The following is a 25534-nucleotide window of genomic DNA, read 5'->3' as shown; positions in this document are numbered from 1 at the left end:
GATGGGGGTGCGGCGTAGCCTCCTGAGAGGTGTTGTGGTGCGGACGGAGGGCGGTTCGTGGAGTTCACCGAAATCATCGAGACCGCGGGGAAGGTGCTCGACGCCGCGGGCGTCGCCGCGATCGTGCTCGGCGGACTGATCGGCACGATTCGCTTCGCCCGCGAGGTGGCCGGTCGCGGGGACTTCGAACACGCGTATCGCAGCTACCGCCGCGGGCTCGGCCGGGCCATTCTGCTCGGGCTGGAGTTCCTGGTCGCCGCCGACATCATCCGATCGGTCGCCATCTCGCCGAGCTTCACCAGCGTCGGCGTGCTGGCACTGATCGTGCTGGTACGAACCTTCCTCAGCTATTCGCTACAGCTCGAACTGACCGGGCAGTGGCCGTGGCAGCACCCGAAATCCGATTCGTCGACGGTCGCCTCGCCGTGAGGGGACCGGCATCGGCGAACGGCCGGGAGTCAGCCGACTCCCGGCCGTTCGCGCGTACTGCGGCAACTAGACCGTGACCGCTTCCTTCGCCGGTTCTTCCTGACCCGCAACAGCTTTCGTGTCGCGCATCAGGATGACCGCGAGTACCGCGGCGGCCAGCGAGGCGAGGGCGCCGACGCCGAAGGTGACCTGCATGGCGGTGCAGAAGGCGTCCCTGGCCAGCCCGATGACGGTGTCGTCGCCGGTGCCGACCGCGCCCGCGATCGACTCCCTGGCCGCGGCGGGCGCCGAATCCGGCATGGCGCCGGCGAAGGTACCGGCCAGCACGGCGCCGAGCACCGCGACACCGAGGGCGGCGCCTGCCTGCTGGATGGTGTCGTTGAGCGCCGACCCGACGCCGGCGTGGTCCTCGGGCACCGCGCTCATCAGCGCACCGATCGCGGCGGGCATCGCCAGACCGCCACCGGCGCCGAGCAGCGCCATCGCGACGGCGGGCAGGGTGAAGCTCGCACCGGCGTCCAGCGTCGCCAGCACCGCGAAGCCCGCGGCAACGACGACCAGACCCGCGATGGTGACGATCCGCGCGCCCACCTTGCCGACCAGCACCGCGCCGATACCGTTGGCGACGAGCAGGGTGATCGCCATCGGCGTGAAGGCCAGGGCGGTCTCCATCGGCGAGTAGTCGAGCACGAACTGCAGGTACTGGGTGAGCACGAGTACCAGGCCGCCGTTGGCGAAGGTCACCAGGACCAGCGAGAAGCTGGAGCCGGTGAAGGTGCGATTGCGGAACAGCTGCAGCGGGACCATCGGCGCATCGGTGCGCAGTTCACGAATCACGAAGGCGCCGAGGGCGAGCACGGTCACGGCGAAGCCGGTCAGCACACCGCGGTCGGTCCAGCCGGCGTGCGGCACCGAGATGATGGTCCACACCAGCGCGGTCATGCCGATGATCGAGGTCAGCATGCCGGGGAAGTCGGGCTTGCGCCACGGGCCCTTGGATTCCGGCATCAGCACCAGCGCCGCCACGATGGCGACCGCCGCGATCGGCACGTTCATCACGAACACCGAACCCCACCAGAAGTGATCGAGCAGCACACCGCCGACGACCGGACCGCCGACCATGCCGACCGTCGCGACCGCGCTCCACGCGCCGATGGCCTTGGGCCGCTCGTCGTCGTCGAAGACGGTGATCAGGATCGACAGCGTGCTCGGCATGATCAGCACGCCGCCGATGCCCATCAGCGCACGGCCCGCGATCAACAGCTCGGCGCTGCCCGCATAGGCGGCCAGCAGTGACGCACCGCCGAAGAGCACCAGGCCGATCACCATCACCAACCTGCGGCCGAACCGGTCGGACAGGCTGCCCGAGGTGAGCAGCAGGCCGGCGAACACCAGCAGGTAGGCGTCGATGATCCACTGGATCTGCTGGGAGCTCGCGCCGAGATCGGTGGCGATCTGCGGGATGGCGACGGTGAGGACCATGTTGTCCACCACCAGCACCAGCGAGCTCAGGCACAGCACGATCAGGATCAGCCAGCGGCGGGGATTGCGGACCCTCTCGTCCGCGGAAGTCGTTGTGAGCATGGTTCGCGCTCTCCTCTCGAAGTTCTCCGCACGCCGTGCGGGCATGCCGCACACTGTACGGTTATTCGCACGATGTTCGCAAGAGGAACGTTGTACGATGTCCGTACAGTGCACGTAATCACCCACCGGAGGAGGCAAGCGATGGCCGCAGCCAGCACGAACTCGAATGCGATCGCATCGGTCTGGACCAGGCCCGCGCGCGAACGACGCGACCAGCCTGCCCTCAGCCGGGACCAGATCGTGGCCGAGGCGATCGGCCTGCTCGACACGGAGGGTTTCGACGCGCTGAGCATGCGCAAGCTCGGCGCGCGGCTCGGCGCGGGCGCGACCTCGCTCTACACCCACGTCGCGAACAAGGACGAACTACTGGAATTGGTCGTCGACCAGGTCATCGGCGAGGTCAAGTGCCCGGCGCCCGACCCGCAGCACTGGCGCGTGCCGATGCACGAGCAGGCCGACGCACTGCGCGCGACCCTGCTGGCGCACCCGTGGATCACGATCGTGCTCAGCAACGCGGCCCTGACCTACCTGGGCCCGAACATGATGCGGCTGACCGACTCGATGCTCGCCATCGTGGAGGCGGGCGGCTTCGACGACGACGTCGTCGACATCACCACCAACACCGTTTTCCAGTTCATCGTCGGCGCCTGCGCCAACGAGGCGGCGATGCTGATGACCGTCGCCCGCAGCGGGCTGTCGACCCAGCAGTGGGTCGACCAGGTGATGGCGGCCAGCGCGGCCGCGTCGACGCGGTACCCGCGCCTGCACCGGCGCTACGTCGAGCAGCGTCCGCAGGTCGTCGCCGAAGCGGCGGCCGGGGTGGTCAGCAGGTTCACCCAGGCCATCGACCTGCTCCTGGACGGCGCCGAAACCCGGCGCGGCTGACTCAGCTCGACCGGAACAGGCCGAAATTCGCGCGGTAGTAGAGGTAGGCGAGCGGCGCGAGCACACCGCAGGCCAGCAGGAGCAGGGTGCGGCCGTCGCTGCCGAGCAGCACGTCGCCGCCTGGCCCGCGCGAGGACGCAACGAGGAAGCCGAAGACCCACACCACGATCGGAGCGAAGGTGAAGCCGAGCCGGTCGGTCACCGATTCCATGCCGTAGACCAGGGCCACGTTGATCGGCGCCGCCAGCAGCGCGGCCACCGGAAACGCGAGGGTGCCGATGTAGAGCGGCAGGAACAGCACCTCGAGTGCCAGGGTGATCAGCGCGTCGGCGAGCAGCGCGACGACGATCAGACCCGAGAGCACCGGGTCGAGTCCAGCGGGCAGGCGCACGGACCGCAGCACGGCGGTGGGGGTACCTGCGGGCTGATCGGAGTCGGTCACCATGGCGGCGAGTCTATTCACTCGAGACCGGCGAACAGGTCGTGCTCGAACCCGTCCGCCCCGACCTGGCCACGGGTGCCGCGCACCAGCGTGAAATGTTCCTCCGGCAGGACCGGCAGCGCGATGTTGTTGGACAGGGCGAACTCTCGGCCACTGGGCGCGACGGTGACCTGGGTGGCGTGCGCGCGCATCGCGGCCCGCTTGGCCGAGACCGCGTCGGACACGTCGACCACGGTGGTCACGCCACTGGTCGACATCGCGGCCAGCTCGGCCTCGATCGGCAACCGCCAACCGGCGGGCAGCGCGCCGGGCAGCTCGTCGACGGTGCGACGGGCGAGGGCGGCGGTGTGCTGGCGCAGCAGGTCGCCGTCGGTGACGGTCCAATAGAACTTGGGAACGTCCCAGCCCTGCTCGGCGGCCGCGGCGACGGCGGCGGTGGTGATCTCGTTGGCGCGGATGTGGTCGGGGTGGCCGTAGCCGCCGCGCGGGTCGTAGGTGACCACCACACGCGGGCGCAGTTCCAGCAGCACCGCGACGAGCGCGTCGACCGCGGCGTCACCGGAATTCACGAAGGCCCGCGGATGTTCGGCCGACGGCGTGCCCGCCATGCCGGAATCGCGCCACCGGCCCGCGCCGCCGAGGAACCACGGCTCGCCCGCGTCCAGCGCGGCCAGCGCGGCGGTGAGTTCGGCGATGCGGTACCCGCCGAGCTGGTCGGCCTGGCCGGCGATCAAGCCCGCCCAGCGCTCGCCGATGACCTCGCCTTCCTCGCCGAGCGTGCAGGTCACCACGGTGACCGGAACGCCGCGGCGACGGTAATGCGCGATAGTGCCACCGGTGGTGAGGGTTTCGTCGTCGGGGTGGGCGTGCACCAGCAGCAGACCGCCGGTGCCACGGTGGGATTGCGTCATGGGAGCCTCCGCCATTGCGCCGTATCTCCGAAGATGCCGACCTGGATCGCCCCGGACAGCGACACACCGTCCACCCGCGGGCCCGCCGCGGCGACGACATTGTCCTGCACGATCGGCAGCACGGTCGACAGTTCCCACAGCCGGGGTTCGGCCTCGGTCAGGATGCGCGGCACGTCGATACCGCGTAGTGCCTCGTCGATCGAGGGTTGCAGGGCCGGATCGCACACGCCGCCGATATTGCTCGGCGCCTTGCGGTATGCCTCGGCCGCGGCCAGCGACTTGCTGTCGGCACCGGCGACCTCCACGGGCGGGCAGCCGTAGCGCGAGGCCAGCACGGTCGCCGGGTCGTCGCCTGCCAGCTCCCAGCCCACGATCGCGTCGATCCCCGACTCGGTGAGTTCCTTGCCGTACAGCTCGTCGGCCGGCAGGCCGCGGACCGTGGCTTCGATGCCCGCACTGCGCAATTGGTCGGCGGCGGTGTTCGCGACGGCCTGCGCCTGCGCGTCCTCGATGACGGCGCCGATCCGCACCGAGAGCCCCTTGCCGTTGCGCGCGACCGACCGCGGGCGCGGGGCGGGCGAGGTCGGCGAACCGGTTTGCGGTGTCTCCGGCGCACGCCCGAAACCGGCCTCGGCCAGCAGCGCGAACGCCTCGTCGGTGGTCGGCCGCGGCGGGGCGGTCGGGGTGTAGCCGGGGCTCGACGGCGGAAGGACTTGCGCGCGTGCGGGTTCCACCCAGCCGCCGGTCTGCGCGCCGACGGTGGCCAGCAGCGCCGGGTCGAGCAGCGCGAGCACCGCCTTGCGGACCCGCACGTCGGTCAGGTCGCCGGAGCGGCCGTTGAGCGCCAGTTGCAGTTCCCTGGCCTGCGGCATGATGTTGGTCCGCACCGACGGGATCGCGGCGAGCTGCGCCTGGGTGGCCACCCCGCCGTGCACCAGCGCCATCTGCGCGTCACCGGTGCGCAGCGATTCGGCCAGCTGCGAGGGAGTTCCACCGCGGCGGAACAGGATCTGGTCCGGTGCGGCCGGGGTGCCCCAGAAACGGTCGTTGCGCTCTAGCAGGATCTCGTCGCGGCCGCGGTCGACGGACTTGATCGTGAAATTGCCGCCCGACACCGGAATCCGGTCGACCAGGCCGCTGGTGAACCCGCCCGGCGAGTCCTTCACCAGATGCGAGGGCAGCAGGTTCGAGAACAGTTCGCGCCAGGCCGGATACGGCTGGGTCAACGTCACGGTGACCGTCTTGCCGCCACCGGAGGACGCCACGTCCGAGATCAGCCGGTAGCCCGCCGGATCGACCACGCCCGGCTGGGTGGTCATCTGCTGCCACAGGAACCGGAAGTCCTCGGCCGCGATCGGGGCACCGTCGGACCAGTTGGCCTGATTACGCAGCGTGTAGGTGATCGTGAACGGCTCCTGGGCCGTCACATCCGCCGACTCGATGAGCGAGGCGTCGGGCACCCGGTCGACCACGCCGGGCAGCGACGGGTTCGGCACCGGCCGGAACGGGCTCGGCAGCACCATCGAGCTCACCGCGTTCGTCGCGGGTGACTGATCCGAGCGCAGATGCGGATTGAAGCCGATGCCGATGTCATCGATCGCCACCACGACGGTGTTCTTCCCCGGCTTGGCCTGGGTGGTCTTGGGCGAATCGGTGCTCTCGATCGGCGGCGGTGGATTCGCGGTACAACCGGCGACGACCGCCGTCGAGGCCGCCATCACCATCACCGCCACGCGCCACCTTGCGCGTCTGACCCCCGAACTCACTCTGGCACCCTACCTCGCCCATCTGTCCGGATCCCGGCACCGGTCTCTGCGAAAACGACAGTGGGACGGTACCGAAGTACCGTCCCACTGTCAGAACTCGATCAGGAGTTGCTCACCGCGCGGTCACGCGCCTTGCGGCGCGACAGGTCGCGAGCACGCTCGTTGGCGCCGAGCACCACCTTGCGCACGCGGACCACCTCCGGGGTGACCTCGACGCACTCGTCGCCTGCGCAGAACTCCATCGCCAGCTCCAGGTCGAGCTGCAGCGGCTTGGCCATGGTCTCGAACGTGTCCGCGGTCGCGCTGCGCATGTTGGTCAGCTTCTTCTCGCGGGTGACGTTGATGTCGAGATCCTCGGCACGCGGGTTGATGCCCACGACCATGCCCTCGTAGGTGTCCGAGCCCGGCTCCACGAAGAACTGACCACGGTCGGCCAGCTGGATCATCGCGAACGGGGTGACGGTGCCCGCGCGGTCCGACACCAGCGAACCGGTGTGGCGGGCGCGGATCTCACCGGCCCACGGCGCGTAGCCGTGGGAGACGGCGTTGGCGATGCCGGTGCCGCGGGTCTCGGTGAGGAACACGGTGCGGAAGCCGATCAGGCCACGCGAGGGCACGATGAACTCCATGCGCACCCAGCCCGCGGCGTGGTTGCTCATCTGCACCATCTTGCCCTTGCGGGCGGCCAGCAGCTGGGTGATCGCGCCCAGGTACTCGTCGGGGCAGTCGATGGTCAGCTCTTCGAACGGCTCGTGCACCTTGCCGTCGACGGTCTTGGTGACCACCTGCGGCTTGCCGACGGTCAGCTCGAAGCCCTCGCGGCGCATCTGCTCGACCAGGATGGCCAGCGCCAGCTCACCACGGCCCTGCACCTCCCAGGCGTCGGGACGGCCGATGTCGAGCACGCGCAGCGACACGTTGCCGATCAGTTCCTGGTCCAGGCGCGACTTCACCATGCGTGCGGTCAGCTTGTGGCCCTGCACCCGGCCGACCAGCGGCGAGGTGTTGGTGCCGATGACCACCGAGATGGCGGGCTCGTCGACGGAGATGCGCGGCAGGGCGACCGGGTTCTCGGTGTCGGCGAGGGTGTCGCCGATCATGATGTCCGGGATGCCGGCGATCGCGACGATGTCACCGGCGACGGCGACCTCGCCCGGCTGACGCTCGACGCCGATGGTCTGCAGCAGCTCGGTGATCTTGACCTGCTTGGCGCCGTCGGCGTTGATCCAGGTGACGTTCTGACCCTTGCGCAGCTCGCCGTTGTGCACGCGAACCAGGGCGAGACGGCCGAGGAAGGCCGAAGCGTCGAGGTTGGTGACGTGGGCCTGCAGCGGAGCCTCCGGGTTGCCCTTGGGCGCCGGGATGTTCTCCATGAGCACGTCGAACAGGGCGTCGAGGTTCTCGGCGTCGGGCGCCGAACCGTTCTCGGGACGCTCCTTGGAGGCCTTGCCCTCACGGCCGGAGGCGTACAGTACCGGCAGGTCCAGCGCCAGCTCGGCGGCTTCGGCGGCCTCGTCGTCGAGGTCGGAGGCCAGGTCGAGCAGCAGGTCGTGCGACTCCTCGACGACCTCCTCGATCCGGGCGTCGGGGCGGTCGGTCTTGTTGACGACCAGGATCACCGGCAGCTTGGCCGCGAGCGCCTTGCGCAGCACGAACCGGGTCTGCGGCAGCGGGCCCTCGGAGGCGTCGACGAGCAGCACGACACCGTCGACCATGGACAGGCCGCGCTCGACCTCACCACCGAAGTCGGCGTGGCCGGGGGTGTCGATCACGTTGATGACGGTGACGGAGCCGTCGGGGTGATGGCGGTGGACCGCCGTGTTCTTGGCGAGAATGGTGATGCCCTTCTCGCGCTCCAGATCTCCGGAGTCCATGACCCGGTCGACCAGTTCGGCTCGCTCAGCGAACGCGCCCGACTGACGAAGCATGGCGTCGACCAGCGTCGTCTTGCCGTGGTCGACGTGGGCCACGATGGCGACGTTGCGAAAATCGCGTGTAGACGACACGCCTCAATCCTCCTGCTGTTGGTGTATTGGCGCGCATTCATCTGGCATCGCGGCCTGTTACACCGTACCGGTACGAGAGTGGCACGCACGTGTCAGGCTTTGTACTTAGGGTACGCTAACCCATATGGGCAAGGTGAAGGCGAAGAAGGTTTCCAGCCTCAAGCCTAAGAAAAAGTGCTGCAGGAAGAAGACGCGCTGCTTCAAATGCCCCGTCGTCATCATGCGAATGAAGAAGGCCGAGGCCGCCGGAGTGTGCGGCAAAGATCTCAAAAAGGCCCTGAAGCAGGCGCGCGCCGCCTGAGGCGCATCGACGGCGGGCGATGCGTGCTGCCCGAACGAGGCGTAGAACTGCAGGTATGGGTAAACCGGCATTGCTCTCCGACCCCGAGATCACCATCGCCCTGGCCACGCTGCCGGAGTGGTCGCGCGACGGCGACGCGATCACCCGCACATTCAAGGCTTCCTCTTTCCCTGCAGGGATCGACCTGGTCCGCCGGGTCGCCATGGCGGCCGAGGCGGCCGACCATCATCCCGACATCGATATCCGGTGGCGCACACTGCGTTTCACCCTGAGCACGCACTCCGTGGGTGGCCTGACCGCGAACGACACCGCGCTCGCGCACACCATCGACGAGATCGTCGGCGGCTGAGTCTCAGCTCGCCGGAACCTCGACCGCGGGCCGGCGGGCGATGGCGCGCGCCTGCGCGCGCAGGGTGTCGCGACCGTGCCAGACCAGCCAGCCCAGCAGCACGAACACCCCGATCACGTCGACCGCGCCCAGCCAGGCCAGCGGCCAGGGCCGCGGGATCGTCCAGATGGTCGGCTGCGCGAACGAGAGCACCCACGGCACGCCGATCAGCATCGTCAGCACCCAGAACCCGGCGATGATCCGTGCGGTGCGCTGGGCGCGCAGCGGTCCGTACAGCAGCCACAGCACGGTCGGGATCAGCCAGACCCAGTGGTGCGACCAGGAGATCGGCGAGATCATCACCCCGAACAGCTGCACGAGCACCAGGGTGCCGAGCCGGTCGTCCGGGCCGAGCGCGCGCCACGCCAGGAACGCCAGCACCGCCGTGACCAGCACCGCGGCGATCCACCACGGTCCCGACTGCACGTCGTAGCCGAGGATCCGGCTCAGCGTGCCGCGCAGCGACTGGTTCCACACCGAGCCCACCGGCCCGATCCGGTCGGCGTCGCCGAGCAGCGTGCCGAAGTAGCGCCGCGCCTCGTGCGCGTTGATGAGAAAGCTCACAGCGACCGTCAGCCCGAAGGCCGCCGCCGACCACAGCACCGTCGCCCAACGGCGGCGAGCCACGAAATACAGGCCGGTGATCGCCGGGGTCAGCTTGATGCCCGCGATCACGCCGACCAGCGTGCCCGAGATCCACCAGCGCGCGCTGCGCACCGCCAGCATGGCGCCGAACACCAGGAACACATTGACCTGGCCGTAGTCGATGGTGGTCCGCACCGGCTCGAGCCAGACGCCCAGCGCCGTCCACCCGACCGCCGCGGTGATCCAGCGCGTCTGCCTGGCCCGTTCGGCGCCGATCAGCAGTTCGAAGCTGATCCGGATGACGCCGTAGAGCGCGGCGACCGTCGCCAGCATCCAGCCGACCGCGACCGCCGCGAACGGCAGATAGTGCAGCGGGAAGAAGACGAGCGCGGCGAACGGTGGATAGGTGAACGGCAGCGGGAAGTCCGGCGTCTTTTCCGCGTAGGTGAAGTCGTAGAGCCGATCGGTGAGCAGCGCGGCCGACCCGTCGACATAGACGTGCAGATCGACGACATTGAGCCCGTTCTCGGCGAACAACATCCAGCACAGCCTGGCGAGCACGGACAATCCGAGCAGCGCGAGAGCCCATCGGAGGTGTCGGTTCAATGCCAGGCTTTCGGTCGTATGGGTGGCGTCGGCGCCGCGTCGCGTTGCTTCGATCACCTTAACCGTGCGGGCGCGGGTGGCCACGCGCACGGGTTGACGCGTAGGCGCGCGACACCATCGGTAACATTTGCATCAACATCCCCAGCGGTAACAGCAGTGGGGGCTAGCGTCGATGAACAGGGTTTCGGTCGGCGCGCCGTCACGGGCCAGGCGGCTGTACAACACGGCAGCCATGTCCTTAGAGTGACCCCGACATCGAAGGGCTCGACACCCTCGCCCCATCGCAACACCGAGGTAAGGACGGCTGGACAAGTGCTTCGTAGCCGAGGATCGCGGATCGCAACGACCGCATTCGCCATTGCGGCCAGCGCCATGCTCGCCGCGCCTGCGTCGACCATCGCCGCTCCCGCGCCTGCCCCGCAGGCCGCGCCGATCAGCGTTCCGATGGTGCCCGAGGGCGTCCCGGTCGACGCGCTCGCCGCTTTCGCCCCCGCCGTCGCCGGCCTGATCGCCGGCCCCGCCGACGTCGCCAGCCCGCAGACCGCCCTGCTCGACCAGGCGCGCGCCCTGCTGGCCACCCTGAACCTGCCGCCCGCCATCAAGGCCACGCTCGAGCGGATCATCACCTTCCTCGACGGCAGCGGCGGCGGCGGTCCCGACATCCCGCAGGACGGCCCGGTCATCGCGCAGTTCCTGTACCCGACGATCGGCAAGGGCTGCATCGGTGACGGCGCCGACTCGGTCGGCACCGCGCTGGCCGTCGCCGGTCCCGCTCAGCTGCCCCCGCCCGGCGTCGCCGCCGGTCAGGCCGGTTTCGTGTTCACCGCGCTCGGCACCAAGGCGCCGACCGCCGAGCAGAACCCGCCGATGACGGTGCAGTGGCTCAACCTCGACACCCGTCAGTCCGCGGTGCAGACGCTGACCGACGAGGCCAAGATCAACCCGGGCGGCCCGGCCACCCTGTCGGCGATCGCGAGCACCGGCCACGGCCGTGTCGTCGCCGTCGTCTCCGGTTCGCTGACCACGCAGGCCGAGGGCGCCGCTCCCCGCACCTGCAACTTCCTGCCGACCCTCGGCTTCTTCACGGTCTAGGTCATCGACGCACCGCCCGGTCCGTTCCCTCGGGAACCGGCCGGGCTCTGTCGTTGTCAACGGGTTCCCCCGAGCATCCCGATGTGGTAGACCGAGAACCATGGCGACCACACGAGTTTCATCCCGCGATGCTCGGTCGATTCGGAGTCGGCGGTCGAGCCGCTCCATCCTGTCTTATCGATCCGAGGGCTCGATTCTGTCCATCGGCTCGGCCTATTCCGTGCTGTCGATCGGCTCGGTCGGGTCGGTGCTCTCGATCGGCTCGGTCGGCTCGTTGGGGTCGGTGATCTCCTCCGGCTCGTTCGCGAGCATCGGCTCGGCGCTGTCCGGCCTGTCGCGCTGGTCGCTGCTGTCGTGGCGCGGCGTCTGCGCCGAACCCGACGACAGAGTGGCGCTGCGAGTCATCCCCGACGACGAGCCGGATCTGCGGCTCGCGCCGACCTGCCACTGCCAGACCTAGGCGTAGCGGGCAGCGATCGCGGCGGCGCGATCGCGCAGGGTAATACGCAGCGACCGCGGAGCCAGGGCTTCCGCGTCCGTGCCGAGCTGCCACAGCGCCCATTCGGCGTGCCGTGTGTCTTGGAAGGCCACCTCCAGACGCAGCCACCCGTCTGTGTCTGGTTCCTCGGTGCGCACAGCCAGCGCGGTACTCACCAGATCCTCCCGCCGCCCGGGGTTCATCCGGACGAGCACGACGATCTGGTCACCGCCGGTCCGGAACCGCGTGCTGCGTTCCTGCCAGGCCAGGTCCAGATCGACTCGCTCCGGCCGCTGTGCCGGTTCGGTGAGTTCCTCGGCAGCCAGCACCCGCGACAACCGGTAGGTGCGGTCCGCGCCGGATCTCGTGGCCAGCAGGTAGCCCTGGTCGCGAACGACGACCAGGCCGATCGGGTCCACCGTGCGCCACGTCGGGGCCTGGTCGACGGCCGCGTAGTGGATGCGCAGCTTGTTTCCGGCGAATACCGCGCGCCGGATCTCGGCCAGGATGGTGCCCGGCACTTCCTCGGCGACCAGCCGACGCGAGAGCAGATCGGTCTCGGGGTCGATGAGCAAGCGCTCGGCCACGTCGGCCGCGGTGTTCCGATAGCTTTCGGGCAGCGCGTCGACGACCTTGAGCATCGCCGAAGCCAGCGCCGAGCCGAGGCCGAATGCCTGTGTGCCGCGCCGTGATCCGGCGACCAGCAGGGCCAGCGCCTCGTCAGGATTGAGCCCGGTGAGCTCGGTCCGAAACCCGGGCAGCAACGCGAAACCGCCGTGCCTGCCGCGTTCGGCGAAGACCGGGACTCCGGCCGCGGACAGCGCCTCGATATCGCGCAACACGGTGCGGGTGGACACCTCGAGCTCCTCGGCCAGCTCCGTCGCGGTCAGCCGCCCCCGCTGGCGCAGCAGCAGCACCAGCGACACCAACCGGTCCGCACGCATACGAAAAATCTACCGGGAATACACGACACAGGATGTCGTGATTCGTTGCGAGGCTTACCACCACGTACTTCGAACGAATCGAATGGAGCTGGCAGTGGAACGAACGGCAGTCAACCCGGTGACGTGGTCGGTGGAGATGGGCTTCAACCAGGGTGAGCTCGTCTCGGGTCACACCCGGACCCTGTACTGCTCCGGGCAGACCGCGATGAGCAGCGAGGGCAGGCCCGAGCATGACGGCGACATGGCGGCACAGCTGGCGCTGAGCATCGACAACGTGGAGGGCGTGCTCAAAGAAGCGGGAATGACGCTGGCGAACCTCGTGCGGCTCAACGTCTACACCACCGACGTCGATCTGCTGTTCCAGCACTACGGCGTACTGGCCGCACGGTTGGGCGCCGCCGGGGTGGCACCGGCGACCACGATGCTCGAGGTCACCCGGCTGGCGATCCCGGGCCAGCTGATCGAGCTGGAGGGAACCGCCGTCGACTGACGCCACCTCGCCGCCTCCGGGAGAACTTCCGGGGGCGGCGAGTTCACCACTGGCCGTAGTCCTCGGCCAGCACCCGGTTCAGGTCGACGCCGACACCGTCGATGGCGCGCTTGTCGATCTCGAACTGATGCAGCTGCGCACCGGGGTGCACGTAGCCCTTCGGGGTGCCCCAATTGTGCTGCCAGAACCAGGAACCCAGCCCGGCGTCGAGCGCGCGGTCGATAGTCGGGGTGTTGGCGTAGATGCCGACGAGTGCGGCGCCGAGCACCGACTGCCACCCTTCGATATAGGGCGCGATCATCTCGTCGAATTCCGCTTCGGACGGGTTGTCGTCGATGGAGGCGTAGATCGGCGCGGTATCGGGGCCGCCCGCCGCGGTGTGCAGCGCCCAGCCGCGTTCGGCGTGCTGTTTGCCCGCTTCCAGCCCGCCGCGCCAGTCGGCCGTCGGGCCTTTGCCGAACTGGTAGTTCGACACGATCGATAACCCCGCGGACAGCAGGTCCTCGACCTCGGCGGCCAGCAGGGGCTTGCCTTCCATCCACTCCGCGCCCGGCCTGCGGTCGGAGACGTAGCGGATCACCCCGATGTGCCCGGCGGCCTTGATCGCCTCGGCGGACGGCACGCCCGCGGCGTAGTCGACGAGGGTGCCGAAGGATTGGGCCGCGGCGGGCGCGGCGGACACGCCGAGACCGACAGCGGCCGCGGCGGCGGTGAATCCGAAGAATTCCCGCCGGGTCACCGGAACAGAACGCATCGCAGGACTCCTTCGCGCAACCCGACCTTCAACCGGCAGCGTGCCCGGCGCGCCTTCCCCGAATCCCGCGCGCCGGGAGCCTCGAACGTGCACTCATTTCACCACAACCCCACGGGAACCGCCAGAACCAAAAGTCACTTTCGTCCCAGCGGTCACACAGATCAGGTGGCGCTGTCGATGGCCGCGCCCACGTCGATGGTGCGACTCGTCGGGTCGGCCAGCTCGGTGCTGACCACGGCGACGACCTGGGCCACCACCTGCCGCTTGATCCCGGCCAGCCGGGCCAGGGTGGCCGCGCGCAGACCCTTCGCCGTGAACTCCATCGAGATGTCCTCGAGCGCGGGCGGCGGCACATCGATGACGATCTGCAGCGGTTCGGCGGCCCTGGCCGTGAGGACCAGCGGAATCTCCAGGTCGGCGCGGTAGTGGTTGGCCTTGAGCACGTCGACGGTGATGTCGAGCCCCACCGGCAGCGTCATGTCGAACACGCGCGCGGCGCCCGGCTCCCCCACCCCGCGATCGATGACGCGCGGCTGCTCGATCGCGCCGCGCACGGTCACCGTGGCCGCGCCACGCGGGCCCTCCGACAGCGGGCCGACCGCGATCTCGCTGCCCGCCATCTGCGCGACCACGTCGTGCACCCGGTCCCTGGTGACGATGTCGGCGAAGAACCGCAAACCGAACTCGCGGAAGTCGATCCACTCGAAGACGGTGTCGTGGCGATGCGGTGAGCGGTAGCCGTCGAGGATCGCCTCGATGTCGAAGACCCGCTCGGAGCGGACCTTCGGGTCGCCGACGATGGCGTTGACCCGGTTCGCGACCTCGCGCTGCACCAGGCCCGCGATCGGGTCGAGCAGCATTTCCCAGGCGGTGTCGATGGCCTCGGCGCGCAGGGTGAAGCTCACGTCCCTTGCGGTCACCGGGGCAACGTCGATCACCACCAGCAGCGGTTGGGCGGTGCGCGCGTGCAGCGTCAGCCCGATCTCGACCACGGCGGCCAGGCCCAGCTTGCGGCCGCCGAGCACGAGGTTGACGGCCAGCGTCAGCGGCACCCGCACCCCGAAGGTCAGCGCGTCACCGGGATTGCGGGTGACGACGGGTGTCCCGAGCGTGCCCTCGGCGACGAAGCCGGCCAGTCCGGCGGGGCCGAGCGAGAACGGTCCGATCGTCACCCCACGGCCGGTCATGCCCGCGACGGCCGCCGCGATGCGCTCTTCGGTCACCGCGTAGGTGACGAAACGCTCGCCGAAATCGGCATACTCGATCCACATCGGGTCTCGCCGTGCCTCCCCGGCCACCTTCTCGCGCACATCGGACACGGTACGTGACGAAGGGAAACCCCCGGTTGGTGGCACAACTCCCCCGTCCTGCCGATGAGGGGGAAGCAGGACGGAGGGGTCGGCCGGGGCGCTGCCGGGCGCCACCGATTCCATCGTACGGGTACGCCCGTGGTACCGCCGTTCCGGATCAGGGCAGTTGTCTTGAGCGACAATCGATTTCAGAATCGCCCGTAGCCGACCAGATCGGCGGTTTCGGCGAGTTCGATGGTCCGGACCCGCACCGAGCCCATCTCGTTGCCGCCGATGGTGGTGATCGAATCGCCGTCGGCCTTCAGCACGATGTTGGTGTGCTGACCCAGCGGACTCGACGGGCCGTAGAGCACCACATCACCCAGACGCGGCCGGTAGCCGACGTCGCCCGGCGTGAACCGGCCGACGTTCTGGTAGTACTCCTGCAGTGTGTAGACGCCGGGAATGCGCCACGAACCGGAGTTCGGGTTGGCCAGCGGCCTGCCCGCCGCGCGCATCGTCCAGCTGACGAAGTCGGCACACCAGGCTTCCTCGACCCCCTCGGCGTATTTCGGTCCGTCGCCGGGGTGCTCGTATTCGTGGCGCAGCACCTCTACCAGGGCGAGTTGCTGTTCGTCGAGGTGTTCGCTGTCCAGCGTGGGGAACGGCTCGCCCCAATCGTGCTGCCACCACACGAGTCCGACGACCACCACGGCCGTCGCCGCGAGCAGCCCGGAGATCCCGAGCAACCAGCGCGCTGTGCGGCCGGTAGGTCCGGCCTGTACTTGCGTCATCGCCCCCCGCTTTCGTTCAGCCTTCTGCTCTCTAAGACGAACCGGGGGCGCCCGTGGTTCCCGGATCGGGTCACGGGATAGTGGGCTCCGGAGCGGGCCGGGTGGGAGCGTGATCACCGGGTGGACCCCTGCACCACCCGGGTATCGGCTCGCTTACCGCGCTCTCGGCGCGCATCCAGCGTGCGTGCCGTCCCCTCCGGCGACGTCCACGCACGGGGCGCGGACGTGGTTTCGAACACGTGCCGCTCCGGAACCCACCGACCTGACCAGCGCAAAACGCCGGGCTGGATCACCGTGCTGCGCTGAACTGGTAGCCGTGCGGTTTTCCCCGCCCGGCTGTGAGAATTTTTGCGAACGCTTTACTCTCGGTCAAGCTAGACGACTGTCCCAATTTGTCCCAGCGACCCGAACAGGAACTGGCGTGGAAGACCCGCATGCACCGATCGCGCGCTTCCTTCGCGAACGCCGCGAATCCGCCGGGCTGACCAGAACGGCCCTCGGCGCTATCGCCGGCGTCTCACCTGCGCTCATCCAGAAGATCGAGCAGGGCACCCGCACGCCCACGATCGAGGCACTGACCGCGCTGTGCGACGGGTTGGCGATCCCCGAGCCGTTCCGCGATCACCTCGTGTCGCTGTCGCTGTCGCATCGATACGACAAACCGGCACCGGTCGAGGCGGTCGTCCCCGCGACCGAGCGCAAGCTCCTCGACAGCATCACCCATCCGGCCAGCCTGCAGGTCTTCCCCACCTTCGACGTCCTGGCGATCAACGCCGCCTGGGCGCGGCAGTTCCCCCGGCTGGAGCCGGGAACGACGCTGCTCGAATGGATGCTGCTCGATCCGGCGGCCCGCTCGGTGGTCATGGAGTGGGAACGACAGATCCACGCGAGTGTGTTCAGTTTCCGGATGACCAGCCCCGGCCTGGTGCCGCGGGCGCGGATCGACGAAATCGTCGCGTCCTGCTCCCGCGCCCCGGAGTGGGAGCGGCTGTGGACGACCGAGCCGCAGCCGCCCTACGGCATCGACGACCCGGAACTCCTGGTGCGCGACGTCGACACCGGCGAACCGACAATGCTGGCGATGCACAACCTGGATTTCGCACTGCCGCGCCGCAACTGGTCCTTGGTTGTCCTGGTGCCGAAGACGACCGCCTAGTCTCTTTCCCGGCCCTGCCAATCGCCTTTGCCCCCACCGGCCATGGAAGAGGATTCCAACGTGGAGAACCCGTATCCGCCGATTGCGCGCTACCTGCGCGAACGCCGGGAATCAGCGGGGCTGACCCGTGCCGCGCTCAGCGCCGCGGCCGGCATCTCCCCCGCCCTCATCCAGAAGATCGAGCAGGGCACCCGCCCGCCGACACTGGAGGCGTTGACCGCGCTGTTCGATGCGCTCACCGTCCCCGAGGTGATGCGTGACCACCTGATCTCCCTGTCGATCACCGGCCGCTACGACCCCGTGTCGCCGCCCCTGGTGCGACCCGCCGACCAGGTGCTGCTCGACGGGATCACGCACCCGGCCAGCCTGCAGATGCACCCGACCTACGATGTCGTGGCCACGAATGCCGCATGGCGACTGCACTTTCCCGGGCTGGAAACGGGCCTATCAATGCTCGAGTGGATGCTGCTGGACCCGCGCGCCAAGACCGCGCTGGTCGACTGGGAGCAGCAGGTGCACATGTGCGTCTACGGGTTCCGGGTGATGGGGCCCGGATTGGCGTCGCAGCAGCGGATCGCCGAGATCGTCGAAGCCTGCGCCGAGGCGCCGGAGTGGACGAAGTTCTGGACCACCGACCCGGCCGCACCGCACAGCCTCGACGACCCGGTGATGTACTGCCGCGACCCGCGCACCGGCGCGACGACAGCCATGACGGTGCACTCCCTCGGCGCGTCGCTCATCCCGCGCCGGGAATGGTCGCTGGTGGTCTACGCCCCGAGGCAGATCGACTGACCAAGACTCAGCGCTGGTCGGTCTTGCGGATCGGGATGCAGGCGGTCAGCACGATCGCGACGACCGCGCCGGCGATCGCGATGTAGAAGGCGGCGTGGAAACCTTCCCGCGAGGGCAGCACGTGCGGGCCGAGCTGCATCGTCATGTGCGCCAGGACCACACCCATCACCGCGGCCGAGGTGGAAGTGCCGACCGAACGCATCAGCGAGTTCAGGCCGTTCGCCGCGGCGGTCTCGGTGATCGGCACCGCGCCCATGATCAGCGCGGGCATGGCGGCGTAGGCCAGGCCGACGCCACCGGCGACGATGATCCCGGCGACCACGATCTGCCAGACACTGTCCATCAGCAGCACCGCGAAGAGGTAGCCCAAACCGATCACCGCCGAGCCGAGGGCCAGCGTCAGCTTGGGCCCCTTCTTCGCCGACAGCCGCGCCGACACCGGCGAGAGCAGCATCATGACCACACCGCCCGGCGCCATCGCCAGACCAGCGGCCACCATCGACAAGCCGAAGCCGTAACCGGTCTCGGTGGGCGCCATCAGCAGCTGCGGGAACGTCAGCGACATGCCGTAGAGCGCGAAGCCGACCGCGATCGAGGCCAGGTTGGTGAACAGCACCCGCGGCCGCGCCGAGACCCGCAGGTCGACCAGCGGCGAGCTCTGCCGCAGTTCGTAGAAACCCCACAGCAGGAAGCTCGCCAGCGAGACAGCGAACAGGCCGAGAATCGAGGGGCCGGCCCAGCCCCAGTCCGCGCCCTTGGTGATGCCGATCAACAGCGTGAGCAGCGCGATGGACAGCCCGACCGCGCCACCGAAGTCGAACTTCGACGGGGTGCGCACCGGCGATTCCGGCACGAAGACGAACACCAGCACCGCGCACAGCGCACCGAGCCCGGCGGCGATCCAGAACAGCATGTGCCAGTTCGCGTTCTGCGCGATCACCGCCGCGAACGGCAGGCCGACCGCGCCACCGACGCCGAGGGTCGCGCTCATCACGGCCATCGCGCCGCCGACCTTCTCGGCGGGCAGTTCGTCGCGCATGATGCTGATGCCGAGCGGGATCGCGCCCACCGCGGCGCCCTGCAGCGAGCGGCCGACGATCTCGGGCAGCAGCGAGGAGAAGCTCGCGCAGATCACCGAGCCGACGATCATGAAGCCGAGATTGGCGACGAGCACCAGCCGCTTGCCGAACATGTCGCCGAGCTTGCCCGCGATGGGCGTGGCGACCGCGCCTGCCAGCAGCGTCGCGGTGACCACCCAGGAGGCGTTGGACGCCGAGGTGTTCAGCAGGCTTGGCAGCGACGGGATGATCGGGATGACCAGCGTCTGCATGAGCGAGACGACGACGCCGACGGTACTGAGCACCGCGATGAGCACGGCAGGCGAGACGCCGCGGGTTTCAGAGGTGGCCGGCGTGACGTCGGCGGCGGTTACAGACACAAATATGCACCGTACACATCATGTGTATGGTGCACAATTTGGATTCGCGGTGACCCACGCGACATAGTTGGCGTATGTCCGATTCCGGCCCCGTCGACGACACGCCGTTCACCCGCCTGGTGTTCGAGCTGAACCTGATTTCGCGCCACTCCCTCGCCACGACGCGCCGCCGACCCGGCTTCCTGCTCGACCGCTCCGCGTTCCTCATTCTCACGCGCTTGGAGCTGAGCGAACCGCTGAGCCTGCGCGAGCTGTCGGCGGCGTTCCAGCTCGACATCTCCACGATCAACCGCCAGGTCGGCGCGATGCTGAAGCAGGAACTGGTGGAACGGGTGCCCGACCCCGACGGCGGCGTCGCCCGCAAGGTGCGCGCCACGGCGACGGGCAGGGCCGCGCTGACCGCGGATCAGGAGCACCGCGCCGCGGGTATCGGCGCCGTCGTCGCCGACTGGGACGCCCACGATGTCAGCGAGTTGAGCAGGCTCATGCGGAAGTTCAATCGCTCGGTCGAGCGAATCGAGGAAAACCCGTGGCCCAGACCTCAGCGCACGGACAGCTGAGCGCGCTAAGCTCCGCCGCGTGGTCACTCAACGGTCTACCCGCCCGAGCTGGCTCGCCTGGGACAACTACTTCGTCGGCGTCGGCGGCTTGGTCCTGGGCCTGTGCTTCGGCACCTGCGCCGCGCTGATCGCGGGCCCCGGCCGCAATCTCGCGGCGATCGTCCTCGTCGTCCTCGCGGCGATCTGCGTGCTGCCCGCGCTGCTACGCGCCCTCGGCGAACTCAGCGTGTGGGTGCGGCTGGCCGTGCTGGTCATCGGCTTCGCGCTGCTGCTGCCCGCGATCGCGCTCAGTCCCGATGTGCGGGACTGGGCGGCCGAGCGCTGGGAAAGGGCCTGGAAGTAGCTGTCCTACAGCTGATTACGCGGGACGGCGAGCAGCATCTGGATCGTCTTCTGGATGAACTGCGCCGACTGCCAGGTCAGGTACGCGCCTGCGGCACCCGCCGCGGCCGCACCCGACGACCCGGTAGCCGAGCCCGTGGCCAGATCGGCGGATCCGGTGGCAGACCCGGTCGCCGAGCCCGAGCCCGGCAGCGCCGAGGCGGGCGCCGCCGCGCCGAGCAGCCCGATCGTCACCGCGACGCCGACCAAGGCGACTCGAACGGCATACGGCTTGGACGTTTCACGACCGGACAACATCAGATAAATCCCACTCTCCGAAATGCACTGCGAATATGCAGTATTCATGCCGAAACTGCCCTCCGAGCCCGATTCGCGCGGATTGACCTCATTGCGCTGTTCTCGGAGGGCATTTTTCGGCGACACGGCCCGACCCGTGTTCATTCTCCGCCGTGGTCATCGCGTTCGACAGACCACGGATCTCGGGGCAGTGGAATTCTCAGCGAGCGGCGGGCCGGTGTTCCCGCGCCGCCGCTTCGAGCCGCTCGGCCCGTTCCCGAGCCAGCTCGGCCGCGTACGCGCTACGGGCCCTGGCGATATCGAGCAGGTGCCAACCCCGTTCCCGCGCGGCCACGGCGAGCTCGGGCCCGCGCTCCTTGGCGACCTCGGCCAGATGCGCACCTCGTTCCCGCGCGACCTCGGCCAATTCGGGACCGCGTTCCTTCGCGACCTCGGCCCACTGCGCACCGCGCTCACGTGCCGCCTCGGCCAACTCGGGACCACGCTCTTTCGCGACCTCGGCCAGGTACGCACCCCGTTCCCGCGCCGCCTCGGCGAGCTCGGGCCCGCGCTCCTTGGCGACCTCGGCCAGGTGCGCACCCCGTTCCCGCGCCGCCTCGGCGAGCTGCGGGCCACGTTCGCGGGCCACGTCGGCCAGATGCGAGCCCTGCTCGCCCGCCACTTCGGCCAGATGCGCGCCGCGGACCTTCGCCGCGTCGACGAAGGCCGCGCTCTCCGGTTCCCGGCGCGCCAGCGCCTGCCTGGCCCGCCAGCCCAGCGACGGCTTGCCCGCAGTGTCGGACGCAGTGATCAACAGACCGCCGAGCAGCCCGAGATCCTTGAGGAATCCCGCCCGCTTGGCCGCCTTCCGATCCGGATCCGATTCGGCCCAGAAGTCCTGCTCGGTGACCGTGCCCGGCACCACCGTCGCCGCCAGCACCAGCGCGGCAGGGCGCGGCGCCCGCCCGCTGGCCAGCAGCAGACCGCCCGCGATCTGCACGGCGGCATTGATCTGCACGAACCGGCTCGGATCGTCGGGCACCCGTGCGGCGAGCGAGTCGGGCAGGTCGGCCCTGCCCTTGTCGGCCAGTGCGGTCGCCGCCGCGGCACGGGGTTTCGGATTCATCAACGCGGTGACGCCCCCGGCTACGAATGTCGTCGCCAGCAGTGTGCGAGCAACGCGGCGAACAGGCTTGATCGGCATCGTCGGATCCCTTCGTCTACGACTGGGGAGTGCGTACGGCTCCTCCCCATTCGACTACCCGGGACCCGCGGGCACAAACGATCCATCGGATGGAGCATGCCCTGTCCAGTGTCTGCCTCGACGATGTCGCGCTACCGTCGACCTCGTGTCCGACGCCACCGTCCGAACCGCCTACAGCGCGATCAACGAGCTGTACATCGACCTTTTCGGTAGTCCCACCGACCTCGCCCCCGACGACACCGCCTTCGTCCTGCGCCACCTCGCGGACGCCGAAGGTCCCGTCCTCGATCTGGGCTGCGGTCCCGGCCATTTCACCCATGTCCTGCACGAGGCGGGCCTCGCCGCCACCGGCATCGATCTCGTCCCGGAGTTCGTCGCCCACGCACGATCCCGCTACCCCGACGTGCCGTTCCGCGTCGACTCACTCCGCGCCGTCGACGCCCCCACCGCAACGATCGGCGGCGTGCTCGCGTGGTTCTCCTTGATCCACTTCGCACCAGCCGAACTACCCGACATCCTGGCGGAATTCAGCCGGATTCTCGCACCGGGCGCACGACTTGTCATCGGCTTCTTCGACAGCACCGAGCACGTGGAAATGTTCCCGCACAAAGTGACATCGGCCTATCGCTGGCCGGTCGACGACATGTCCGAATTGCTCCGCTCGGCCGGTTTCACCGAACTCGAACGTCAGCAACGCCCGCGCGTCGGCGAGGTCCGCCCCCACGCCATGCTCGCGGCCTCACGCGGTCGGTAGCTCGACCCCTCAGTCCACAGCGATGACAGCATGGACGACGGCTTCCAAGGCCTCGGCGGTCTGGTCGAGCGGGCGGACGCTGCGCTGGGCCCGGCACATGGCGACGGTGCCCTCGATCGCGGCCACGATCAGGGTCGCGGTCCGGTCGGCGGCGTCGGCGGTCGCGCCATGCTCGCACAGGGATCCGGCGAGCAGGTCGGTCCAATGATCGAAGGCCTCGGCGGCCGCGCGCCGGGGTTCGTCGTCGTCGGCGGGCTGGTCCTCCACCGACACCGCCAGCACCGGGCAGCCGGCCTCGAAGTCGCTGTCCACCACGATCTTTCGCCACATGGCGACGAAGGCGCGCAGGCCGTCGACCGGGCCTGAGGGCAACTCGGCGGTCAGCTTACGCACCGTCAGCGCGTCCGCCAGACGAACAGCCTCGGCGGCCAGCTGCGACTTGCCCCCGGGAAAGTAGTGATAGGTCGAGCCCAGCGGCGCGCCGGAGTGCTTGGCCAGCTCCCGCACACTGGTCGCGTTCAGGCCACGGCGCCGCAGCATGTCGGCCGCACCGGCCACCAATCGATCGCGCGCATCCGACTGCGCCATCCAGCACCTCCCTTGACCATAACGACCGTCATAGCGTACCGTCGCCCATCTATAACAGTCGTTATAACGGAGGTGTTCCCCATGCCGATGATCCAGCTCACGCTGCCCGAAGGCGTCCTGACCGGCGACGTCCGGCAGCAGTTGCAGAAGACGCTCGCCGCGACCTTGCTCACCTGGGAAGGCGCACCGGACACCGCGTTCTTCCGCGCCCAGGCCTGGTGCCTGATCCACGAGGTGCCCACGGGCGCGTTCGGCACCGCCGAGGACGACCTGCCGCGCTTCCGGGTGGACGCCACCGTGCCCGAAGGCGCGCTGTCCGAACGCCGGAAAGCGGGCTTGATCAAGCAGGTGACCGACGACGTCCTCGCCGCCGCCGGGCTCACCGAGGCCGACGCGCTGCGGGTGTGGGTGCTCATCCACGAACAGCCCGAGGGCACGTGGGGCGCCGCGGGCAACATCATCCGATTCGCCGAGCTGAAGGCACTGGCGGCCGGAGCACGCGGGTAATGCGGGAGCTGCAACTCGTCCGCGCCCACCACCTCGCCTGGCGCGAACGACCCGACCCGGTCCTGTCGGAACCCGGCGACGCGATCGTCCGCCCGTTCGTCGCCGGACGCTGCGACGGCGACACCATGCCCATCCACCGGCACGTGTCCCGCGCCATGCAGGTCGGGCTGCGGGCCGGACTCATCGATCCGGTGGTCGCGAGCATCTGCGGGGACGTCCCGTTCCGCGGCCCGTTCGGCATCGGGCACGAATGCATCGCGGAGGTCGTCGAGGTCGGCGCCGATGTCACGGGGCTGGTCCCCGGTGACGTGGTGGTCGTGCCGTGGGCGGTGTCGTGCGGGGAATGCCCCGAATGTGAGCGCGGACTCACCGCCAAGTGCTCGACGACCCGGACCAGCACCCTGGCCGCGTTCGGGTTCGGCCCGGCCAGTGGACCGTGGGGCGGCATGGTCGCCGACCTGCTGCGTATCCCCCACGCCGACCACATGCTTGTCCGGGTGCCCGCCGGGGTCGACCCGCTGCGGATCGCCGCCGCCAGTGACAATCTCACCGATGCCTGGCGCTGCGTCGTCGGGCCGCTCGCCGAGCGTCCCGGCGGTTCGGTGCTCGTCCTGGGCGGTGCGGCGCAGAGCATCGGGCTCTACGCGGCCGGATTGGCGGTCGCCCACGGTGCCGAGGTCGTCGACTACGTCGACCACCGCCCCGAACGCCTCGCGATCGCCGAAAAGCTCGGTGCCCGAGCGTATCCGGTCGCCAAGGGCAAGCTCCGCCGAGCCGACCTGCCGTCACGGAACTACGACATCGCCGTCGAGGGCACCTCCACCGCCGCGGGTGTCGACACGGCCCTGCGCGCCCTGCGGCCGGGTGGGATCTGCACCCCGGTCGGCTACTACCTCGCGCCGGGCACCAAGGTGCCGCTGATGCACATGTACGCGAACGACGCGACACTGAAAATCGGTGTGTCCCATGTGCGTCCGCACCTACCGGACCTGCTCGACTTCATCGCCGACACCGAATTCCCCGCCGAGACGGTCACGACCCTGCTGGCCGACTGGGACGACGCCCCCGAGGCCTACCGCGCCCACACGACCAAGCTCGTCCTGCATCGGGCGCCACTGGGCGTCACCGCCTAATCAGGCGGCGAGCGCCAGGCTCGCGATCTGGACCTGCTCGCTGCTCGCCCGGCCGACCAGCCGGGCGATGGCCTCGGCGACCCGCGCGGGCTGCTCGAGGATCACCGAGTGGCCCGCGCCGTCGATCGTCACGAAGTCCGCGTAGTCGACCGCGGCGGCCATGGCGACCGAATGCGACGGGGGTGTCATCAGGTCGGCGGAGCCGCACAGGACCAGGGTGGGGATCTCCGACAACAGCGCCAGCGCGTCGGTGCGGTCGAAGTCCTTGAAAGCGCCAAGGAAGCTCGCCATCGTCACGATCGATGTCGCGTTGTGCATCGCCTCGGCCAGCGCGAGCACCTGGGGGCTGACCTTGCGATCGCCGAACTCGGCGGCGCGCACGACCGGGGCGAAAACCTTGCAGGCCAGCACCTTGACTTGCTGCATCAGGCGCGGTGCGCGCCGGACGGCCGACTGGAAGACGGAGATGATCGGGTTGCGCAGCAGCCGCCCGAAGCCGGCGTCGGCGAGTCCGCTCGCCGCGGTCGCGACGAGTCCGACACCGACGATGCGGGTGCCGATCTCGTGCCGGTATCGGTTGACGTAGGTCAGCACCGTCATGCCGCCCATCGAATGGCCGACCAGCACGACCGGCCCGGTGGGCGCGACGGCGTCGAGCACGTCGTGCAGGTCGTGGCCGAGCTGTTCGAGGTTGTAGGTCTGCCTGGACGCCGTGGCCGAGTCACCATGGCCGCGGTGGTCGTAGCAGACGACCCGCGCGCCGGGGTAGTCACGCAGCAGGGCGGCGCGCACGGCGGCCCACGACGCGGTGCGCAGGCAGTGCCCGTGCACGAGGACAATCGTCAGGTCCGCGTCTCGCCGCCCGTATTCGCGAACCGCGAGTTCCACCCCGTCACCGGTCGATACCGAGACACGACGCTGCGCCGAGTGGGCGTTGGTGCTGATGTCCGACATCGGAACCTCCAGGTGGCGTGCGGTGACAGGATCAACTCTGCGCCGGATCGGACGTCGTCGGCAGGGCCCCGAGTGCTGGTCCCGCT

General features: G+C 69.3%; 29 protein-coding genes. 14 read left to right on the top strand and 15 right to left on the bottom strand.

Going from position 1 to position 25534, the window contains the following annotated elements:
• Positions 1 to 57 precede the first annotated feature (57 nt).
• A complete protein-coding gene (locus tag IEY60_RS09900) occupies positions 58 to 429 on the top strand; it encodes a DUF1622 domain-containing protein (protein WP_189026319.1) in 372 nt (123 codons plus the stop codon).
• Positions 430 to 495: 66 nt separating this feature from the next.
• Here IEY60_RS09900 and IEY60_RS09895 read toward each other — a convergent pair whose 3' ends face one another.
• Entirely contained in the window at positions 496 to 2013 is a 1518-nt protein-coding gene (locus IEY60_RS09895) for an MFS transporter (protein ID WP_189026317.1), read from the bottom strand.
• Between the two features lie 141 nt (positions 2014 to 2154).
• Between IEY60_RS09895 and IEY60_RS09890 the strand changes: the two genes are divergently transcribed.
• Positions 2155 to 2898, top strand: a complete 744-nt coding sequence (locus tag IEY60_RS09890) for a TetR/AcrR family transcriptional regulator (protein ID WP_189026315.1) — start codon at positions 2155 to 2157, stop codon at positions 2896 to 2898.
• Position 2899: 1 nt separating this feature from the next.
• Here IEY60_RS09890 and IEY60_RS09885 read toward each other — a convergent pair whose 3' ends face one another.
• The 4 genes from IEY60_RS09885 to typA form a co-directional block, all read right to left on the bottom strand.
• On the bottom strand, positions 2900 to 3343 hold the full coding sequence (locus IEY60_RS09885) for a hypothetical protein (protein ID WP_189026313.1): 444 nt from the start codon (positions 3341 to 3343) through the stop codon (positions 2900 to 2902).
• A gap of 14 nt (positions 3344 to 3357) precedes the next feature.
• The gene (gene mshB, locus IEY60_RS09880) at positions 3358 to 4251 is read right to left on the bottom strand and encodes an N-acetyl-1-D-myo-inositol-2-amino-2-deoxy-alpha-D-glucopyranoside deacetylase (protein ID WP_189026310.1); all 894 of its coding nucleotides are present in this window, start codon (positions 4249 to 4251) and stop codon (positions 3358 to 3360) included.
• On the bottom strand, positions 4248 to 5975 hold the full coding sequence (locus tag IEY60_RS09875; protein ID WP_189027460.1) for an ABC transporter family substrate-binding protein: 1728 nt from the start codon (positions 5973 to 5975) through the stop codon (positions 4248 to 4250). The genes mshB and IEY60_RS09875 overlap by 4 nt, the downstream gene beginning before the upstream one ends.
• Positions 5976 to 6118: 143 nt before the next feature.
• Entirely contained in the window at positions 6119 to 8023 is a 1905-nt protein-coding gene (typA, locus tag IEY60_RS09870; RefSeq protein WP_189026308.1) for a translational GTPase TypA, read from the bottom strand.
• A gap of 124 nt (positions 8024 to 8147) precedes the next feature.
• On the opposite strand from typA, the gene IEY60_RS09865 reads away from it, so the two are divergent.
• Positions 8148 to 8324, top strand: a complete 177-nt coding sequence (locus tag IEY60_RS09865; protein WP_181696559.1) for a hypothetical protein — start codon at positions 8148 to 8150, stop codon at positions 8322 to 8324.
• A 55-nt stretch (positions 8325 to 8379) separates the two neighbouring features.
• On the top strand, positions 8380 to 8673 hold the full coding sequence (locus IEY60_RS09860) for a 4a-hydroxytetrahydrobiopterin dehydratase (RefSeq protein WP_189026306.1): 294 nt from the start codon (positions 8380 to 8382) through the stop codon (positions 8671 to 8673).
• Positions 8674 to 8676: 3 nt separating this feature from the next.
• Here IEY60_RS09860 and IEY60_RS09855 read toward each other — a convergent pair whose 3' ends face one another.
• Positions 8677 to 9960, bottom strand: a complete 1284-nt coding sequence (locus tag IEY60_RS09855; protein WP_268241463.1) for a mannosyltransferase — start codon at positions 9958 to 9960, stop codon at positions 8677 to 8679.
• 255 nt (positions 9961 to 10215) lie between these two features.
• Here IEY60_RS09855 and IEY60_RS09850 point away from each other — a divergent pair, with 255 nt between their 5' ends.
• Together IEY60_RS09850 and IEY60_RS09845 are read left to right on the top strand one after the other, a co-directional pair.
• The gene (locus IEY60_RS09850; RefSeq protein WP_189026304.1) at positions 10216 to 10995 is read left to right on the top strand and encodes an Rv1157c family protein; all 780 of its coding nucleotides are present in this window, start codon (positions 10216 to 10218) and stop codon (positions 10993 to 10995) included.
• A gap of 100 nt (positions 10996 to 11095) precedes the next feature.
• On the top strand, positions 11096 to 11455 hold the full coding sequence (locus tag IEY60_RS09845; RefSeq protein ID WP_189026302.1) for a hypothetical protein: 360 nt from the start codon (positions 11096 to 11098) through the stop codon (positions 11453 to 11455).
• Here IEY60_RS09845 and IEY60_RS09840 read toward each other — a convergent pair.
• Complete coding sequence (locus tag IEY60_RS09840; protein WP_189026300.1) at positions 11452 to 12417, bottom strand: helix-turn-helix transcriptional regulator; 966 nt, start codon at positions 12415 to 12417, stop codon at positions 11452 to 11454. The genes IEY60_RS09845 and IEY60_RS09840 overlap by 4 nt on opposite strands.
• Positions 12418 to 12511: 94 nt before the next feature.
• On the opposite strand from IEY60_RS09840, the gene IEY60_RS09835 reads away from it, so the two are divergent.
• A complete protein-coding gene (locus tag IEY60_RS09835; protein ID WP_189026298.1) occupies positions 12512 to 12907 on the top strand; it encodes a RidA family protein in 396 nt (131 codons plus the stop codon).
• Between the two features lie 43 nt (positions 12908 to 12950).
• Here the strand turns inward: IEY60_RS09835 and IEY60_RS09830 are convergent, their stop codons facing one another.
• From IEY60_RS09830 to IEY60_RS09820, 3 genes are all read right to left on the bottom strand, one after another.
• On the bottom strand, positions 12951 to 13661 hold the full coding sequence (locus tag IEY60_RS09830; RefSeq protein ID WP_189026296.1) for a DUF1906 domain-containing protein: 711 nt from the start codon (positions 13659 to 13661) through the stop codon (positions 12951 to 12953).
• Positions 13662 to 13822: 161 nt separating this feature from the next.
• Positions 13823 to 14971, bottom strand: a complete 1149-nt coding sequence (locus tag IEY60_RS09825) for a hypothetical protein (protein WP_229739678.1) — start codon at positions 14969 to 14971, stop codon at positions 13823 to 13825.
• A gap of 188 nt (positions 14972 to 15159) precedes the next feature.
• Positions 15160 to 15744 carry a CHAP domain-containing protein gene (locus IEY60_RS09820; RefSeq protein ID WP_189026294.1) on the bottom strand — a complete coding sequence of 195 codons (585 nt, stop codon included), beginning with the start codon at positions 15742 to 15744 and terminating at the stop codon, positions 15160 to 15162.
• Positions 15745 to 16165: 421 nt separating this feature from the next.
• Between IEY60_RS09820 and IEY60_RS09815 the strand changes: the two genes are divergently transcribed.
• On the top strand, positions 16166 to 16900 hold the full coding sequence (locus IEY60_RS09815) for a helix-turn-helix domain-containing protein (RefSeq protein ID WP_189026292.1): 735 nt from the start codon (positions 16166 to 16168) through the stop codon (positions 16898 to 16900).
• Positions 16901 to 16960: 60 nt separating this feature from the next.
• Entirely contained in the window at positions 16961 to 17692 is a 732-nt protein-coding gene (locus IEY60_RS09810; protein WP_189026290.1) for a helix-turn-helix domain-containing protein, read from the top strand.
• Positions 17693 to 17699: 7 nt separating this feature from the next.
• On the opposite strand, the gene IEY60_RS09805 is transcribed toward IEY60_RS09810, so the two are convergent.
• Positions 17700 to 19136: an MFS transporter gene (locus IEY60_RS09805; protein WP_373291705.1), complete on the bottom strand. Its 1437-nt coding sequence runs from the start codon at positions 19134 to 19136 to the stop codon at positions 17700 to 17702.
• Between the two features lie 68 nt (positions 19137 to 19204).
• Here IEY60_RS09805 and IEY60_RS09800 point away from each other — a divergent pair, with 68 nt between their 5' ends.
• Both IEY60_RS09800 and IEY60_RS09795 read left to right on the top strand, forming a co-directional pair.
• Complete coding sequence (locus IEY60_RS09800) at positions 19205 to 19690, top strand: MarR family winged helix-turn-helix transcriptional regulator (RefSeq protein WP_189026288.1); 486 nt, start codon at positions 19205 to 19207, stop codon at positions 19688 to 19690.
• Between the two features lie 19 nt (positions 19691 to 19709).
• The gene (locus IEY60_RS09795; protein WP_189026286.1) at positions 19710 to 20033 is read left to right on the top strand and encodes a hypothetical protein; all 324 of its coding nucleotides are present in this window, start codon (positions 19710 to 19712) and stop codon (positions 20031 to 20033) included.
• Between the two features lie 5 nt (positions 20034 to 20038).
• Here the strand turns inward: IEY60_RS09795 and IEY60_RS09790 are convergent, their stop codons facing one another.
• Both IEY60_RS09790 and IEY60_RS09785 read right to left on the bottom strand, forming a co-directional pair.
• The gene (locus IEY60_RS09790; protein WP_189026284.1) at positions 20039 to 20329 is read right to left on the bottom strand and encodes a hypothetical protein; all 291 of its coding nucleotides are present in this window, start codon (positions 20327 to 20329) and stop codon (positions 20039 to 20041) included.
• 199 nt (positions 20330 to 20528) lie between these two features.
• Positions 20529 to 21512, bottom strand: coding sequence for a DoxX family protein (locus tag IEY60_RS09785; RefSeq protein WP_189026282.1), 984 nt, complete (start codon positions 21510 to 21512; stop codon positions 20529 to 20531).
• 145 nt (positions 21513 to 21657) lie between these two features.
• Between IEY60_RS09785 and IEY60_RS09780 the strand changes: the two genes are divergently transcribed.
• Positions 21658 to 22266, top strand: coding sequence for a class I SAM-dependent methyltransferase (locus tag IEY60_RS09780; RefSeq protein WP_189026280.1), 609 nt, complete (start codon positions 21658 to 21660; stop codon positions 22264 to 22266).
• A 9-nt stretch (positions 22267 to 22275) separates the two neighbouring features.
• On the opposite strand, the gene IEY60_RS09775 is transcribed toward IEY60_RS09780, so the two are convergent.
• Positions 22276 to 22854 (bottom strand): TetR/AcrR family transcriptional regulator, encoded by a 579-nt coding sequence (locus tag IEY60_RS09775; RefSeq protein ID WP_189026278.1) that lies wholly within the window; start codon positions 22852 to 22854, stop codon positions 22276 to 22278.
• Positions 22855 to 22935: 81 nt separating this feature from the next.
• Here IEY60_RS09775 and IEY60_RS09770 point away from each other — a divergent pair, with 81 nt between their 5' ends.
• The gene (locus IEY60_RS09770; protein WP_189026276.1) at positions 22936 to 23361 is read left to right on the top strand and encodes a tautomerase family protein; all 426 of its coding nucleotides are present in this window, start codon (positions 22936 to 22938) and stop codon (positions 23359 to 23361) included.
• A complete protein-coding gene (locus IEY60_RS09765) occupies positions 23361 to 24494 on the top strand; it encodes a zinc-dependent alcohol dehydrogenase (RefSeq protein ID WP_189026274.1) in 1134 nt (377 codons plus the stop codon). Before IEY60_RS09770 ends, IEY60_RS09765 begins: the two co-directional genes overlap by 1 nt.
• Here IEY60_RS09765 and IEY60_RS09760 read toward each other — a convergent pair whose 3' ends face one another.
• The gene (locus IEY60_RS09760; RefSeq protein WP_189026272.1) at positions 24495 to 25448 is read right to left on the bottom strand and encodes an alpha/beta fold hydrolase; all 954 of its coding nucleotides are present in this window, start codon (positions 25446 to 25448) and stop codon (positions 24495 to 24497) included. It lies immediately after the preceding gene.
• Positions 25449 to 25534 lie beyond the last annotated feature (86 nt).

Source organism: Nocardia rhizosphaerihabitans (genome assembly GCF_014646295.1).
Lineage (GTDB): Bacteria > Actinomycetota > Actinomycetes > Mycobacteriales > Mycobacteriaceae > Nocardia > Nocardia rhizosphaerihabitans.
The sequence above is the reverse complement of the archived record's forward strand: the minus strand, read 5'-3'. Positions and strand labels throughout refer to the sequence as shown.

Bases quoted from the DNA above. Each gene is read 5' to 3' on its own strand.
- IEY60_RS09890 (WP_189026315.1), top strand. From the start codon at position 2,155: ATGGCCGCAGCCAGCACGAACTCGAATGCGATCGCATCGGTCTGGACC.
- IEY60_RS09865 (WP_181696559.1), top strand. From the start codon at position 8,148: ATGGGCAAGGTGAAGGCGAAGAAGGTTTCCAGCCTCAAGCCTAAGAAA.
- IEY60_RS09875 (WP_189027460.1), bottom strand. From the start codon at position 5,975: ATGGTGATGGCGGCCTCGACGGCGGTCGTCGCCGGTTGTACCGCGAAT.
- IEY60_RS09845 (WP_189026302.1), top strand. From the start codon at position 11,096: ATGGCGACCACACGAGTTTCATCCCGCGATGCTCGGTCGATTCGGAGT.
- IEY60_RS09770 (WP_189026276.1), top strand. From the start codon at position 22,936: ATGCCGATGATCCAGCTCACGCTGCCCGAAGGCGTCCTGACCGGCGAC.
- IEY60_RS09765 (WP_189026274.1), top strand. From the start codon at position 23,361: ATGCGGGAGCTGCAACTCGTCCGCGCCCACCACCTCGCCTGGCGCGAA.
- IEY60_RS09840 (WP_189026300.1), bottom strand. From the start codon at position 12,417: ATGCGTGCGGACCGGTTGGTGTCGCTGGTGCTGCTGCTGCGCCAGCGG.
- IEY60_RS09785 (WP_189026282.1), bottom strand. From the start codon at position 21,512: ATGCCGATCAAGCCTGTTCGCCGCGTTGCTCGCACACTGCTGGCGACG.
- IEY60_RS09760 (WP_189026272.1), bottom strand. From the start codon at position 25,448: ATGTCGGACATCAGCACCAACGCCCACTCGGCGCAGCGTCGTGTCTCG.
- IEY60_RS09895 (WP_189026317.1), bottom strand. From the start codon at position 2,013: ATGCTCACAACGACTTCCGCGGACGAGAGGGTCCGCAATCCCCGCCGC.
- IEY60_RS09885 (WP_189026313.1), bottom strand. From the start codon at position 3,343: ATGGTGACCGACTCCGATCAGCCCGCAGGTACCCCCACCGCCGTGCTG.
- IEY60_RS09860 (WP_189026306.1), top strand. From the start codon at position 8,380: ATGGGTAAACCGGCATTGCTCTCCGACCCCGAGATCACCATCGCCCTG.
- IEY60_RS09820 (WP_189026294.1), bottom strand. From the start codon at position 15,744: ATGACGCAAGTACAGGCCGGACCTACCGGCCGCACAGCGCGCTGGTTG.
- IEY60_RS09775 (WP_189026278.1), bottom strand. From the start codon at position 22,854: ATGGCGCAGTCGGATGCGCGCGATCGATTGGTGGCCGGTGCGGCCGAC.
- mshB (WP_189026310.1), bottom strand. From the start codon at position 4,251: ATGACGCAATCCCACCGTGGCACCGGCGGTCTGCTGCTGGTGCACGCC.
- IEY60_RS09790 (WP_189026284.1), bottom strand. From the start codon at position 20,329: ATGTTGTCCGGTCGTGAAACGTCCAAGCCGTATGCCGTTCGAGTCGCC.
- IEY60_RS09830 (WP_189026296.1), bottom strand. From the start codon at position 13,661: ATGCGTTCTGTTCCGGTGACCCGGCGGGAATTCTTCGGATTCACCGCC.
- IEY60_RS09800 (WP_189026288.1), top strand. From the start codon at position 19,205: ATGTCCGATTCCGGCCCCGTCGACGACACGCCGTTCACCCGCCTGGTG.